At 46.2% G+C, this 14,897-nt stretch carries 10 protein-coding genes; 7 read left to right on the top strand and 3 right to left on the bottom strand.

Annotated elements, in window-relative coordinates; genetic code table 11:
• The first annotated feature begins 371 nt into the window (after positions 1-371).
• Entirely contained in the window at positions 372-2,468 is a 2,097-nt protein-coding gene (locus ON006_RS14370; protein WP_244820486.1) for a choice-of-anchor A family protein, read from the top strand.
• Positions 2,469-2,538: 70 nt separating this feature from the next.
• Here ON006_RS14370 and ON006_RS14365 read toward each other — a convergent pair whose 3' ends face one another.
• Both ON006_RS14365 and ON006_RS14360 read right to left on the bottom strand, forming a co-directional pair.
• On the bottom strand, positions 2,539-3,690 hold the full coding sequence (locus ON006_RS14365; protein WP_244820485.1) for a glycosyltransferase: 1,152 nt from the start codon (positions 3,688-3,690) through the stop codon (positions 2,539-2,541).
• Complete coding sequence (locus ON006_RS14360) at positions 3,687-4,688, bottom strand: lysylphosphatidylglycerol synthase domain-containing protein (RefSeq protein ID WP_244820484.1); 1,002 nt, start codon at positions 4,686-4,688, stop codon at positions 3,687-3,689. Before ON006_RS14360 ends, ON006_RS14365 begins: the two co-directional genes overlap by 4 nt.
• Positions 4,689-4,695: 7 nt before the next feature.
• Here ON006_RS14360 and ruvC point away from each other — a divergent pair, with 7 nt between their 5' ends.
• Positions 4,696-5,280, top strand: coding sequence for a crossover junction endodeoxyribonuclease RuvC (gene ruvC, locus ON006_RS14355; protein ID WP_244820483.1), 585 nt, complete (start codon positions 4,696-4,698; stop codon positions 5,278-5,280).
• Positions 5,281-5,282: 2 nt separating this feature from the next.
• Here the strand turns inward: ruvC and ON006_RS14350 are convergent, their stop codons facing one another.
• Positions 5,283-8,669 carry a zinc-dependent metalloprotease gene (locus ON006_RS14350; RefSeq protein ID WP_244820482.1) on the bottom strand — a complete coding sequence of 1,129 codons (3,387 nt, stop codon included), beginning with the start codon at positions 8,667-8,669 and terminating at the stop codon, positions 5,283-5,285.
• Positions 8,670-8,926: 257 nt separating this feature from the next.
• Between ON006_RS14350 and ON006_RS14345 the strand changes: the two genes are divergently transcribed.
• The 5 genes from ON006_RS14345 (at position 8,927) to ON006_RS14325 (ending at position 14,876) form a co-directional block, all read left to right on the top strand.
• Positions 8,927-9,571 (top strand): TetR/AcrR family transcriptional regulator, encoded by a 645-nt coding sequence (locus tag ON006_RS14345; protein WP_244820481.1) that lies wholly within the window; start codon positions 8,927-8,929, stop codon positions 9,569-9,571.
• Positions 9,549-10,889: a TolC family protein gene (locus ON006_RS14340; RefSeq protein ID WP_244820480.1), complete on the top strand. Its 1,341-nt coding sequence runs from the start codon at positions 9,549-9,551 to the stop codon at positions 10,887-10,889. Before ON006_RS14345 ends, ON006_RS14340 begins: the two co-directional genes overlap by 23 nt.
• 73 nt (positions 10,890-10,962) lie before the next feature.
• The gene (locus ON006_RS14335; RefSeq protein ID WP_244820479.1) at positions 10,963-12,075 is read left to right on the top strand and encodes an HlyD family secretion protein; all 1,113 of its coding nucleotides are present in this window, start codon (positions 10,963-10,965) and stop codon (positions 12,073-12,075) included.
• A gap of 31 nt (positions 12,076-12,106) precedes the next feature.
• A complete protein-coding gene (locus ON006_RS14330; RefSeq protein ID WP_244820478.1) occupies positions 12,107-13,681 on the top strand; it encodes a DHA2 family efflux MFS transporter permease subunit in 1,575 nt (524 codons plus the stop codon).
• A gap of 109 nt (positions 13,682-13,790) precedes the next feature.
• Positions 13,791-14,876 carry a PLP-dependent cysteine synthase family protein gene (locus ON006_RS14325; protein WP_244820477.1) on the top strand — a complete coding sequence of 362 codons (1,086 nt, stop codon included), beginning with the start codon at positions 13,791-13,793 and terminating at the stop codon, positions 14,874-14,876.
• Positions 14,877-14,897: the final 21 nt, after the last annotated feature.

The raw sequence follows: 14,897 nt of genomic DNA, 5'->3' as shown, positions 1-14,897 counted from the left end.
GCTATGAAATGTAGATACTTGAAATTTTACAATTTGCCGAGGATTTTATTTCAGTATTTTCATTATCATCGAAACGCTATTAAAGCAAAATGGAAGACCTTTTTGTAAAATAGTAGAGATATTTTGTGCGGGATGACACTTTTTTGAGCAATTTGTGTAGAAATAGTGTCTGTTTGTCACGGTAACTAAATTTCTAGGAAGCGCTAGTTAGTTTTTAATACGAGGAGTGCTATATTCGTAAAGTACAATTTCGGTATTTTTTTGACCCCCGGAATTTGCCTGGTAACCCCAAACTTCCGCAGATTGGTCACAAAAAAAATGACAAGTTTTGGGTGTATTCTACCTTCGTCGAGTTAATAATCACTCGACATATGAAATTTACGAAACTTCTATCACTTTCACTTTTTACTGCTGTTGCCCTAACTTTCGGACAGGCAATGGCACAGAGCCCGACTTCTGCCTCTCTAGGCTTTAATATTTTCGTCAAAGGAGATGTTACACTTAATTCGAATGAAACAGAAGGCCCCATTGCAATAGGGGGAAACTTGATTTCAAATCAGCACCAGATCAGTTTTAATAAAGATCATGGTGTGTTCTTCGTAAAAGGTGCTTCGATTGGCCTTGCGGTTCGCGGCGGGGTGAAACTCAACAGCGGAAGTTTGCAGGTGAACGGAACCAACTACGTAAAAATCGGCCAGTGTGCTTCTGACGGATCGGTCACTACAAACCTCAAAACCTGGTATAAAGACAATAACAACGCATCTACTAATATTCGCATTACGGCGGACAATGGTGCAGGCTACGATCAAACTCCCAACATTCACATTAACTCACATCCCGATGCCTGGGGAAGCCCTGATGTAAGCGATAGCTACAATCCGGTTTGTGAGAATGTGTTTGGCACAGACGATGCAAGTAAAATTGATATCGACGGCGCGTTCATTAAGATGATCAAAAGATCCAACCAGTTGAAAGAAATGGCGGACAACCTGCCGATTCTCGACCAGAACGGCAACGAGATTCCGGGAGCTTTAATAGGACCTTATCTGGATCCGAATGCGATCGGGAACAATCCTAAAATCAGGGTTAATCCAAATGCAGTCAATGTATTGACCGTTTCGGCAGCGGTTTGGAACAAAATTGGCAATACTAACATTGAAGGCATTCCTTCCGGACCATCGTTAGGGACCAAAACCTACACAGGTCCTTTCGCACTGATTATCAACATCGTTGATTTTCCTACTTTTAGTGCCATGAACGGCGGAAGCACGAAGATCAATTTCCCAAGTGTGGGCGGTCTTTCTGATCCACAGGGTAGCTACGTGATATACAACTTTCCGGACGCAACCAATACGCTTACATTGGGTGGTGGAACACCCATTCACGGGACGATTTTTGCGCCTTGTGCTAATCTGATTAAAGAGAACAATGGTAACATCAACGGCCAGATCATCGCGAAAAGTTACATTCATAATGGTGACGAAATTCACTTCTGGCCATTTCTGCCTTCAATTCCTGAACCTGCGGAAAAAAAGATTTCAGTAGTCGCCAACTCAAAATGTTTTAAAAATGCGCCGTACCTTGACTATGTGATTACGCCTGCAAACTTTGATGCTACTGGCAAGAAAGCTAAAATCGAATGGATCAATTCCGAAGGAAAAGTGATCCAGGAAGACAATGACAGGGATTTGTCGGGTAGCATACTCTTCCCCGGTGCAGCAGTGGACGGCGATGGAAATGGTATGGCCTGGCCTGGATGGGTTAAAAACGGTAGCAAATGGGAGGAGACCGATGATCGTAACGGGTCCCTGCGCATTTTGGGTGCAACGATCCGCGTTACAGTGGATCCCTGGACAGTAATCAGCATTACCTATCCTGAATCTGAGGGGACTTGCTACACCAGCCCTCCTCCGGGATCGACATTGCCGGTAACATTGGCGAGTTTCACTGCCAGCAATGATAACTGCGATGTGAAATTGAAATGGGTGGTGACCGAATCGAAGGATTTCTCACATTTTGTGGTTCAGCGCTCTACTGATGCAAAAACTTTTGTAGCTGTGAGTCGCATCGATTACAGTGCAAGCAAAAGCGAATACAGCTTTAAAGATTCCCCCTATTCATCGGAAACTACTCCTTCAAGATATTACTACTATCGTTTACAGCAGGTTGACACCGACGAATCGTTCGAATACAGTGCGATCCGCAGCGTAGAGGCAGGGCAGTGCGACGCGAGACTTGCGGTGGATTTTTATCCAAATCCAACACAGGATGTGGTGAATGTGAAAAGTTTCTCTCCTCTGAAAAAGTTTGAAATACTGACTTTGGGCGGAAAACGGGTGTATGAAATGCTGCCCGGCCAGAACCAAACAGAATTAAAAGTGAATGTCCAGGCTTTTGCTCAGGGTTTATATATCGTGAACGTGGTGAATGCGGAAGGAAAATATTCCTCCAAAATCCTGAAAAAGTGAGAGTCTGATCTTATATAGCGTTATGTGAAGCTTAAAACTGTCGGCCATTTTGGTTGGCAGTTTTTTATTTTCAAACCAGTTTCCGGCCTTTCCACATGTATTCGCTTTGCTGCGCGACCAACCCAAAAAAGCAGACATAAAACGGATAGAAAACCTGGGTAACGGGGATATACCAGACCGACTTGGGTTTTTGAAGAAACTGTAACACCGTGCCCAGAAATAACCATTCAGGCAAGCATTTCAGCGCGGCCAAAATTAGAAAGGCGTTCAAAGTGATGTGGCCAGAGAGAAGCAGCGGACCGGTGAGCAGGAATGAAAAATTGCTCATAAAGATATAGAGCGCTAAAATAAGTGGTGTGCGGCTTTGATAGTGCTTCCATTTGCTAGCCCATCTTTTTCGTTGCCGAAAAAACCCCGCCCAATTTTTGTGAGGTGAAGTGCTTACGACCGCCTGTGGATTTTTGAGAAAATGAATGCTGCCGGGATACTTTGCGGCAATTTTATGCATTAAAAATTCGTCATCGCCGGATGCAATGTGCCGTACGCCGTCAAATCCGTCGACTGCCAGAAATGCTGCCTTCTCGTAAGTCAGGTTGGCGCCGTTACATAATGACGGATATCCAGCCGAAATGGCGCTCGCCCCGCTGCCGATCAGGCTTGCGAATTCGACAGTTTGCAAATGATCCGTCAGGGAAGTTTCTTCGGAAAAGGTAACCGGCGCGCTGATCAGCCTGGCACCTGTCACTTTGTGGCAGGTAGCGATGGCTTGGAGCCAGCCCGGTTGTACACGGCAGTCACCGTCGGTAGTGACGATCAGATTTCCTTTTGCGCTGCCTATCGCCGTTTCGATCGCCCTTTTCTTTGGCGAGCTCGTAGCGATGTCAGGCAATGATATCAGCCGAATGTTGCAAGCTGCATGTTGACTGATATCGTTGACGACCTTGGCCGTATTATCCGTAGAGCTGTCATCCATGACCAGTACCTCGAATTGCGAAAATGAAAAGGATTGATGGGCCAGATCTTGCAAGAGTGCACCGATATTTTCCTCTTCATTCCGAACCGGAATAATCACGCTGATAAAATCAGGAGAGTTAACCGCTGAGTCGCGGAAACTTTTTATTTTATTCCAAAAATAAGTAAGCCACAGCGTGAATATGGCATAGCTCACTATAAAAACTACAATGACAGGAAGCAGCCAGGAAAGAAGGTATTGTTCGATCATCGGTTCCGTTTCAATTTATATTTCCAGATCAGAAATATGCCGATCAGGATGGGGCCTAGCACATTCACGATCCAGACCATAAAGGTAGCTGCAATGACTTTCTCTGCGGGAAGACCGTAGGAAGCAAACACCAGCAGTGCCGTAAATTCCCTTAAACCCAGGTCGCCGAGCACATTTACGGCCGGGATCAATGTTTTGGCAAGAAATATCAGCGAAACGCAGGAAGCTAATTCCAATGCAGGTATAGGAAATTCAAAGAGGGAGAGTGCGAGGACAAACTGCGTCAAAAATACAAGGTATCGTAAGCTGCCATAGAAAGCCGACAGGCTGAGTTCTTCGCCCGTGTATGCACCTATGATGCGCAGGTAGGAGTGGATTTTTTGTATTGTCGAATTTTTTGGGTGCCAGTCGGTGAGCTGCCTCCTGAATGCAACTGCCAGTACGCCGAGCAGCAATATCGTGATGAGCAGAATGCTTAGCATTTGCTTCGCAGCGGGTGACAGGGCGAGTTTTTCCTGCAAATGAAACCATCCTACCGCGCCGGCAGCCACGGAAATGTAGAACTGAATGCCGTTGGAGACGATCGCGGCTCCGATCGCTTCCAGCCGCCTGTCCGACTTCAATGCTGCCACCCGGCCAATCGTATCGCCAAGCTGCGCAGGTGCCGCGACGCCTACCGCGAGGCCGGTTAATGTTCCGCGAAAAGCATCCCAAAAGCTAAGTACTGCTACTTTTTGAGCTAGTTTCTGCCATTTCAGGCTTTCTAGCGCCCAGTTTGCAGGGACGAGGAAAAGCATGAATGCAATGATAGGGAAGTGGTCTGCCGTGAGTATGCTACCAAATACATTACCGACGTCAGAAATGCCTTTTTGTTCGTTTGTAAATGTCCGGTAAATGTAGCTGAGGATCAATACCGTAACCGCCAGCTTGCCCAGCCAGAGCAGGTTTCGCCGGTTTCTTTTTTCTTTTGGAGGGGAGAGTTCCTTATCTTGCACCATGATTAAAATGCAGCAAACCGAAGCTACCGAAAAGGTGATTATTGGAGTAGATCCTGGTACCCAAATCATGGGCTACGGCGTAATTTCGGTCAAAGGCCAGCAAATTTCTTTGGTTCAATATGGTGTGATTCATTTGAGCAAATATACTACCCACGAGTTGAAGTTAAAGAAAATCTTTGAACGCATTACCCAGCTGATCGAGGATTATCTGCCGGACGAAATGGCTATCGAGGATCCTTTTTATGGCAAAAATCCTCAATCGATGCTCAAATTGGGACGGGCGCAGGGCGTGGCGATGGCAGCTGCACTGGCCAGAAATATACCGATCGTTGAATATTCCCCAAAGAAAGTAAAGCAATCCGTGACCGGCAGCGGGAGCGCGTCCAAAGAGCAGGTTGCCTACATGCTTGAAAAGATCCTTAAAATGGAGCTAAGCAAGGAATTCATGGACGCAACCGACGGTATCGCGATAGCCATATGTCATCAGTACCATGCCAATTCCCCGGCAACAATAGCAACAGGCTCTTCCAAAAAGTCGAAAAAAGGAGGTTGGGGCGCGTTTGTAAGCGAAAATCCCAGCCGTGTGAAATGACCCTATTTGGCCATTTTAAGCGATTTGACAGTACTTCCTGCTTTTAACTGATAAATGTAAATTCCTGAGTTCAGCTGGTTTCCATCGACTTTGGCAAAGTGCCAGCCTTCTGCTAAAAGCCCTTTTTTCAGTTCCGCGATTTTTTGTCCCCGTACATTATACAGGTTAAGAATGGTTTCCTCGGGCTGCGGTAGGTAAAAGGCGATTTCACCCGCAGCTGTTACCGGGTTGGGTGTGTTTTGAAGCAATGTAATTTCAGTAGGACGGTTCAATGATACCGGAACTACACTGGACTTTGTCTGGCAGCCACCCCGATTGGTAATGCTCACGGTGTAATCCCCCGACTGGTCAGCAATGATGGAGGAAGTGGTTGCATTGGCGATATCCATGCCGTTCCGCTGCCACTGATACGTCAGTCCGGCACCTTCGCTGGTGTTTAACATGACCTTGAATTTATCGGTTGCCACCATCGATATTTCGGCAGGCGTGGCGCTATGAACGGTAAATGCTTTGCTGATGTTGCTTGCGACCGCCGGATTGCTCGTTACAGTTTGGAGCGTGTAATTGCCTTTCAAGATAGACTCTGGAAGTTTGACCTGGAACACATTGCCGTTTTTCGAAAGGGCTGGTACCATCGTAATTGCGCTGCTTTCAGTATTTTTTAATGCAAATGTGGTCTCATTGTCTTTGGCAAAAGTGGAATTGGAAGTGATCGTCACGTCGGCCACATTACCTGCGCAATAGTCCGTTTTCGGTTCAAATCGCTGGATTTTGTTTTCTTCGAATGTGTGAATTTCGCCGCCGCTGGTCAGTATCAGGAGTTTATCATTGAAAATGGTGAGGTCAAACGGCTCTTTGAAAAAGTTAAGCCCGTCCTGGTAAACATTCAATTTCTGATCAATGTAAGTGATCAATGCATGGTTTTGAATGTCCTGGTCATATATCGTGTAGGAAGCCAGGTACATTTCATTTTGTTTCCCAAATACCAATTTTCGGATCGGATACGCTGAAAAAGCATTCATGATTTCCCACCGCTGCAAATCGCGGTTCAATTTTGCGACGCCCCATTCTCCGAAAGCGTAGCAGGTCTTTTCGTTATCAAAAGCCAACCCGGCCAGCCCTCGCCAGTTTGCAAAAAATGGCTGGGTCGACCACACGTTATTTTTGCTGGTCCATACGCCGCCTCCTTCCATCACCGTCCAGATCTGCTCATCCTGATCCATAGCAATGCTGACGGATTTGTTGCTTTGCAGCATTCTTTCATCAAAAAATTCCCACTTCCCGTCCTGAAAATGACCCACACCTTTATTGGATGTTTTGAAAAATATACCATTGTTTTCGGTAGGCATGATCGCGCTGTATTCATCCATATAAAATGCCTCAGGCGACGTGAAGCTTTCAAAACTGTTGCCCGATTTCCGAACCAGCTTATTGACCTGATCGATCATATAAACATCCCCTTTTTTGGAGACGCCGAAGAAATTCATGATGTTAGGGCTTTTACCATTTGATGTAGAAGACAGGTGTGGCTGCCAGGTTTTCAGGTCACTGGATGAGTAGTAGCCGCTGAAAATATCATATACAAATAGCTCAGAACCAATGTTGTAAAATCTGTTTTTGACAAAGTTGCTGTTGGCATAATGGGTCGCCTGCAGATTTTGTGAAACCACACCAAGATACTCAAAACGCTCGTCGAGGTAGCCTGTCGTAAACTGGCCCGTGGACCAGCCTGAGTACAATTTCGGTGCCCATTGCACCATTGACCGCATATAATAGGAAGTATTTTCAGCCAATGTCGGCTGGAAGAGCATTTTGTTGGAGTACCACTGGTTCAGGTCATTGGAAACAGTGGTGCCGGTGTAAGCGATATTTTTGAAATCAGGATCAGTTGCAATCTCCATTTTACCTGTAATACCTTTGTCATGGAGCGTAGTTTGGAATAAAAGCGATGCCAGCAGCGGTTTGCTTGATGTTTTTTCGACCCGGTTCAAGCTCCATAAGTCGGCGCTCCATGCTTGCGGTAGGTAGGAAACAGCGGACCATTTACTCCAAGTATTGCCGCTATTGACCCTGAAACGCGCATTATAGAGTTTGTATTTTTCAAAAGTCACAGGGAGCGAAAATGTCTGAAATGCGTGAGGGGTGGCGTCGAGCTGCCAGCTGTAAACTTTGTTTTCATAATAATCCGTAACCTCCACTTCATAGGAGCTGATATCGGTGTATTTGTGAAACATACCACTCACTTTTCCGTAGTTGTCAACCGCAATTTTCAATAATAATGGCGGTTCACTGTTGTTTGAAAAAGGTGAGATGGTGAAGCCAACCGATGGAGACCATCCTTCCGCACTGAACTGGTTTTCGGTCCGGTAGCGTGCAAAATAGGAGCCCTCGCTTTGGCCAAATGATTGGAAATAAGATTGTTTGATCAATGTATCTTCTACGATCTGGGTAAATGCTTCGTCCTTTGCGATCTGAAACCTGTAATTTTCGACGCGCAGCGATGCGTACCATTCAAATGAAGGAGTATTGTTGACAGCTCCCGGATCGAGATTATTCAATGTGAGCAATCCGGAACGGGTTGGTTTTTCATTGAAAGCGCTGAGCTTGAAACTGGGCTGTAACTTACCTTCGGCATAGTCGCGCATCAGGTTCTGACAAAGCGGATGAAAGCTCAGTACCGAGCGGCAATAGGACATGATCGAACCGTTGACACCTTCGGGATATCCATCTTCACATTCAGCATTGGTGGATTCGAGATTGGTGCAGCGGTCAATAGGGCCGCCCGGCCAGTAGCAGCTGTGCGTATGCGGGGAGCCGAGGGTATGGCCAAGCTCGTGACAAAGCAAATCGACTGATACTGCATTGCCTTCCGGGCGCGGGAAATTGGAAGAGCACATCCGGTAGCCACCATAAAACCAACCATCCCTGCACGATAAACTTACCACAGCGTCTCTTTCCTCGTGCCGGTTGGAGGTCCAGTAGTTGAGGACATTGCTGAAATAATCACCGTCCTGTTCCAGCGCGTAAGGCTCGGGTTTATCCCAGATATAAATAAAACTGACGGTGAGTTTGATGTTTACATCCCTTTCAAAAACGTCGGACGCTTCCTGAATGAACCGGTATGCTTCTTTGGTGATCTTGTCTTTGTCCCCGCCGTACAATAAGTAGGTTTTGTAGTTAATGTCCAGCGCAATTCTGTATTCCAGCTTTTCTTCCGCGCCGAGTCTTGCCTTCGTCAGGTCTTTTGTCTTTGAATATTTGGCCAGGTAAGATGCAGCCAGTGAATCATTGGTGCCACAGCTGGGAGGGGTTTTCTGGCCAAAGGCAGGCCCCAGCAGAAGCAGGAGAAAGAGAGCGAGCAACAGCTTGTAAGCGGTATATATTTTCATAATTGGTTCAAGATAGAGGAGCGTTGATGTGGTACTATTCCCTGTACTCTCAGGACAATATTAATCGGGGAAACGTTGCAGCCGTTTTAATCATAACATTAAAAAAATTTAATGGTACTAATCGAATAAATGTTTCGACTAATCAAACGTTTGTTTGAAAAAATCAAACGATCGTTTGATTTTTATTTTTTGGCCTTTTATCTTTGTGCGGTCATTGACATTCGAAGTAACCATAGCCTTGTTAATGAGATAGTTAAATGGAATACAGCGCAAAACAATTGCAGATTATAGAGGTCGCGGAGCGGTTATTTTCCCAAAAGGGTTTTGCAGGGACTTCGGTAAGGGACATTGCACAGGAGGCAGACGTGAATGTCTCGATGATATCCTATTATTTCGGTTCAAAGGAAAAGCTGATTGAAGCATTGTTCGAGATCCGGATGTCGGAGTCGCGTTCGAGATTGGAAACGCTTGTCCAGAGCGAGGATCTGAATCCGATCCAGAAGATCAACATGCTGATTGATAATGCGATTGACAGATTGATGGGAAACCAGTGCTTCCATAACATTATGCTGCGGGAGCAACTTTCGAGCGAAAGAACGCCGGTTATATCGGATCATATCAGGAATTTGAAGTTGCGAAACCTGGAACTGATGCAGCAACTTGTCCGCGAAGGGCAAGAAGCTGGGGTGTTTCGCAAAAACATCGATATGAGCCTGATGTCCACGACCTTATATGGCACGATTAATTATGCGATAGCGACACAGGAATTTTACAGAAAAATCAATGATCTGGAAAATATGGAAGAGGAGGAATTCCAGAAGTATCTCCGGAAAAGATTGAGCCAACACCTTAAAAGTTTATTTAAATCGACAGTTACAAATGAACACCACATCGAAAACTAAAAGAATGGTTTCTGTGGCTACCGCGATCGTCTGGATTGTGGCCACGGCTCATTCATATGCCCAAACCACACGCACAATCAAGTTGGAAGAAGCCATTGAAATGAGTTTGAAAAACAGCAAACAACTCAAATTAAGCCAGACGAATGTTGATATGGCCGGTTTAAATATCCGCCAAATCAAAGAGAACCAGCTGCCTACTTTGAGTGTATCGGGCTCTTATTTAAGGGTTAATACGCCAAACATTGACCTTAAAATCAAACAAAGCGGAAACGATAGCACCGGAAGCTCGGGCGGTACGCCGGCGGTACATCAGGCGATGTATGGCATGGCAAGTGCGTCATTGCCCCTTTTCTCAGGTTTCAGATTTAAGTACGGCCTGGAATCGGCACATTACCTGGAACAGGCTGCCAAACTGGACGTCGAAAACGACAGGGATGCGATCATTCAGAACACCGTAGCGGCTTATAGCAATCTTTATAAAGCAAAAAAATCGGTTGACCTTGTTTCAGAAAACCTGCTGCGGGAACGTCAGCGTGTGGAAGAATTTACAAACCGTGAAAAAAACGGAATGCTGGCAAGAAATGACCTGATGAAAGCAAAACTACAGGAATCGAATGTTGAACTGGCGCTTTTGACGGCCGAGAATGATCTGAAAGTGACGACGATCAATATGAACCTGATCCTGGGAATGCCGGAAAACACTGCGCTACTAGCAGATTCTGCCAGTTTTATCACATTGAAAGAAGAGGGCAATGCAGGAGAATGGGAGCAAACGGCTTTGACACACAGAAAAGACATCGCTGCCAATGGTATCCGCCAGAAAGCTGCTGACACGGATATTAAAGTAGTAAAGGCTGATTTTTATCCAAGCGTCGCGCTGACAGCCGGATATGTCGCATTGAATATTCCGGGAGTGGCCATGATTCCGAATGCAGTGAACGCTGGTATAGGTTTTAAATATGATATCGGCGCATTGTGGAAGTCGGGCGCGAAAATGGCGCAGGCCCGGACGAAAGTTTATCAGCTCAAAACCAACGAGGAAGTGCTGCTGGACCGTATTCACCTGGAAGTCAATACTGCTTATTACAATTATGTGTTGAGCAAAAGGAAAATTGATGTGTATGCCAAAGCAGTGGAGCAGGCGAACGAAAATTACCGGATTACCAAAAACAAGTACGATAACAGCCTGGTAACCACCACCGAACTACTAGACGCAGACGTTGCCCAGGTTCAGTCCAGAATCAACTACGAAACCGCCAAAGCAGACGCTATAGTAGCCTACAAAAAACTAGAACAAACAGCCGGAGTAATCAACTAACCATCGCACCGGCAAACATTCATCGCACCGGCGACCGGTCATTCACTAATTCAATCATTCAGTCATTATATATATGGAAACCAACCAAAACACATCAGCAACCGAGGAAACTGCACCTAAAAAGAAAAATTACCGCTTCATTATTATTCTTGGTGTATTGATCGCCGTAGGAGGAAGCTGGGGTTTTACAAAGTATAACCACGGCCTGCACCACGAAGAAACAGATGACGCACAGATAGATGCCAATATCAGTCCTGTAATCCCAAGAATATCAGGCTATGTGACAGCCATTAAAGTAAAAGACAATCAGTTCGTGAAAAAAGGAGACACGCTGATCGTACTCGATAACCGCGATCAGATCATCAAATTGGAACAAGCGAAAGCTGCTTATGCTGGTTCGGAAGGAAGCCTTGTGGTTGCCAATGCGACTACCAATGCATCTGCGGCGAGCGGAATTACTTATGAAGCAAATGTATCCATTGTAGAAGCTCAGATCGAAGAAGCGAAAGTGAATGTGTGGAGAGCGAACCAGGATTTCGCGAGATATGAAAATCTGATCAAGGACCATTCGATCACACAACAGGAATTTGAGCAGGCTTCGGCTGCCAAACAAAAAGCGGAACGTCAGCTGGCGGTGCTGGTAGCACAGAAAAATGCAGCGGAACGTCAGGCGAAGGCTGCTGGCAAGCAAACACGCGCTACTTCTGTACAAACGAGCGTAGTAAATGCTAACATTAAAGCACGTCAGGCTGAGATCGATAATGCAGAACTGAACTTGTCATACACTGTGATCACAGCTCCGACTGATGGCCGCGTTTCCAAAGTGAATGCACAACTGGGACAGTTTTTACAGGCAGGACAACAGCTTTTCAGCATTATTTCAACGACAGAGCCCTGGGTTGTAGCCAATTTCAAGGAAACACAATTGACCAAAATGAAGCTGGGCCAGAAAGTTCGCATACACGTAGATGCTTACCCGGATCATGAGTTTGAAGCAAAAGTAGCGTCATTTTCACCTGCTACCGGAGCACGTTTTGCCCTGCTGCCTCCTGATAATGCGAGTGGTAACTTTGTAAAAGTAGTGCAACGCCTGCCGGTAAGAATTGAGTTTACACAAGCGCAGGATGAAAGAATTTCAGAATTACGTCCCGGAATGAACGTGTTCGTAGATGTAGAATTGAACTAAGGATCGGAACTTGATTCTAAACCAATATTAAATGGAATTACAGGAATCACTCGTCGAATACGGCTCGCGCAGGGTCATTATCACGATCACAGCCGTATTGTGCGCATTGCTTGAAATCGTGGATACCACGATCGTCAATGTAGCGCTCAACGACATGCGCGGGAATTTGGGCGGTACGTTGTCAGAAGTTAGCTGGGTGATCACGGCCTATGCCATTGGTAACGTGATCATTGTGCCTATGACTAGCTGGCTTTCGCAACAGTTTGGCCGCCGGAATTATTTTGCTGCCTCCATTATCATTTTTACCGTGGCATCATTTCTCTGCGGTAATGCAGATAACATCTGGGAACTGGTATTTTTCCGGTTGATCCAGGGACTTGGCGGAGGTGCCTTGCTGGTGACTGCTCAAACACTGATCACAGAGAGTTACCCACCCGAAAAGAGAGGAATTGCCCAGGCTATTTATGGTTTGGGAGTAATTGTGGGACCTACATTGGGTCCGCCGCTGGGAGGTTACATTGTCGATAATTACAGCTGGCCTTACATTTTTTACATCAATATTCCTTTGGGTATCATTGCGGCCATGCTTACGCTGCAATTTGTAAGAAGCCCGAGATTCTCAGTGAAAAAGACAGCCAGTGAAATCGACTGGTGGGGAATTGTCCTGCTGGCAGTGGCTGTGGGCTCGCTTCAATATGTGTTGGAAAAAGGACAGGAAGAAGATTGGTTCAATGACGAGATCATTGTTTTGCTGACAGTTACGGCAGTATTTGGCTTCTTCTTCTTTATCTGGCGGGAGCTTACTTACAAAAATCCGATCGTGAATCTCAGGGTACTGTCCAATGGAAACCTTCGGGTTGGTACCATCCTCTCATTCATATTAGGTTTCGGATTATACGGTTCCACATTCATCATTCCATTGTATACCCAGGCCACATTAGGCTGGACGGCTACGCAATCGGGGATGCTGATGGTACCTGCGGCGATTGTGACGGCGATGATGATGCCGGTCGTGGGTCAGCTGCTGCAACGGGGCGTGAAACAACAGTACCTCGTCGCGCTGGGAATGATATTCTTTTTCGGATACAGTTATTGGGGATACCTGATCCTGTCACCGGATACTGGCAGCGACGCGTTTTTTAATATGTTGATCGTGAGGGGAATTGGTCTTGGATTATTGTTTGTACCCATCACCACACTCGCCTTATCGACATTGAAAGGCCGTGAAATCGGCGAGGGAGCTGCATTCACCGGGATGATGCGCCAGTTGGGCGGATCGTTTGGGGTAGCGGTGATCACCACCTTCATCGCGCGGCAGAATATGTTTCACCGCAATGATCTGGTTAGTAAGCTGGATATTAACAATCCTGCTGTGCAACAACGGGTTGAGGGCTTGCAGCGTACTTTTATGGGAAAAGGAATGACTTCCGACATCGCTTTGAAAAGCGGCTATAAAATGCTTGACTTTACAGTCTCCAAGCAGGCGCAGGTGATGTCGTATATGGATGTGTTCCTGTACCTGGGCGTGATGTTCCTGATATGTGTTCCATTCGTTCTCTGGACCCGCAGCGGCAAAACCAAAGTCGATGCCTCGGCTGTACATTAACATGTTTTAAGTGTAGTAGTAATATTGAAGAAGCTTTCCTGTTCGGGGAGGCTTCTCTTTTTTGTATTTATCTGGTTAGCTACCTACATTGCTTTGAAAAACCTTCATCGTGCAATTAACAAACACTTCCAATAACTGGTGTACCAGGGCGATAACGAAAATTGAGGCGGATTATCAGCGATCGGCGGATACGCATTTGATTCCGCTGATTTTGCCAGCTTTTCCGGACATTGATTTTTATTTCAAAGACGAGTCCACACATCCCTCCGGGAGCTTGAAACACCGCCTGGCGAGGTCGTTGTTTTTATATGCCCTTTGCAATGGCTGGGTTCACGAGGGTACTACCATTGTGGAGGCTTCCAGTGGCTCTACGGCTGTTTCAGAAGCGTATTTTGCAAGATTATTGGGTCTTCCTTTTATTGCTGTGATGCCTAAATCCACCAGTCAAGACAAGATCCAGGCCATTGAATTTTATGGAGGGCAATGTCATTTTGTCGATCATCCGGCCCAGGTTTACGAAGTTTCAAGGCAGATCGCCCATGAAAACGACGGCCATTTTATGGATCAGTTTACTTATGCGGAACGAGCGACTGACTGGCGTGGTAATAACAATATCGCAGAATCTATTTTCAGGCAAATGCAGTTTGAAGCCTATCCGGTACCCACCTGGATCGTAACCGGCGCGGGCACGGGCGGTACCTCCGCGACATTGGGCAGGTACGTGCGGTACGAACGATATGCAAGCCGCGTATGCGTGGTAGACCCAGAAAACTCTGTGTTTTTTGACTATTGGAAAAATAATGATGCCGCCATTTGCAGCGAGCATGGCTCCAAAATAGAAGGTATCGGGCGTCCGCGGGTGGAGCCTTCCTTTGTCAGAACGGTGGTGGACCATATGATCCAGGTACCGGATGCGGGGAGTTTTGCAGGCATGAAAATGCTTTCGGCACTCATTAACCGAAAGGTAGGCGCTTCCACAGGGACCAATTTCTGGGGTGTACTGCAACTGGCTTTACAAATGAGGGATAACGGCGAAAAAGGCTCCATTGTAACGCTCATCTGCGATTCGGGTGAACGGTACCAGGATACTTATTACAGTGAAAAGTGGCTCGCCGACAATGGTTTCCTTGACGATTTGAACAAAGAAATGTCCAAACTCTTCCTGCTGACTGGTTACCCGGCGAAAACTGCCTAATTTTGCCCGAAATGTTTCAGA

This window comes from Dyadobacter pollutisoli (assembly GCF_026625565.1).
GTDB lineage: Bacteria > Bacteroidota > Bacteroidia > Cytophagales > Spirosomataceae > Dyadobacter > Dyadobacter pollutisoli.
Note: the sequence above shows the minus strand (reverse complement) of the source record. Positions and strands in the feature narration are given on the sequence as shown.

What these genes read in the sequence shown, in the direction of transcription:
- ON006_RS14345 (WP_244820481.1), top strand. Translation starts at nt 8,927, where the DNA reads ATGGAATACAGCGCAAAACAATTGCAGATTATAGAGGTCGCGGAGCGG.
- ON006_RS14370 (WP_244820486.1), top strand. Translation starts at nt 372, where the DNA reads ATGAAATTTACGAAACTTCTATCACTTTCACTTTTTACTGCTGTTGCC.
- ON006_RS14335 (WP_244820479.1), top strand. Translation starts at nt 10,963, where the DNA reads ATGGAAACCAACCAAAACACATCAGCAACCGAGGAAACTGCACCTAAA.
- ON006_RS14365 (WP_244820485.1), bottom strand. Translation starts at nt 3,690, where the DNA reads ATGATCGAACAATACCTTCTTTCCTGGCTGCTTCCTGTCATTGTAGTT.
- ON006_RS14330 (WP_244820478.1), top strand. Translation starts at nt 12,107, where the DNA reads ATGGAATTACAGGAATCACTCGTCGAATACGGCTCGCGCAGGGTCATT.
- ON006_RS14340 (WP_244820480.1), top strand. Translation starts at nt 9,549, where the DNA reads ATGAACACCACATCGAAAACTAAAAGAATGGTTTCTGTGGCTACCGCG.
- ON006_RS14350 (WP_244820482.1), bottom strand. Translation starts at nt 8,669, where the DNA reads ATGAAAATATATACCGCTTACAAGCTGTTGCTCGCTCTCTTTCTCCTG.
- ON006_RS14360 (WP_244820484.1), bottom strand. Translation starts at nt 4,688, where the DNA reads ATGGTGCAAGATAAGGAACTCTCCCCTCCAAAAGAAAAAAGAAACCGG.
- ruvC (WP_244820483.1), top strand. Translation starts at nt 4,696, where the DNA reads ATGCAGCAAACCGAAGCTACCGAAAAGGTGATTATTGGAGTAGATCCT.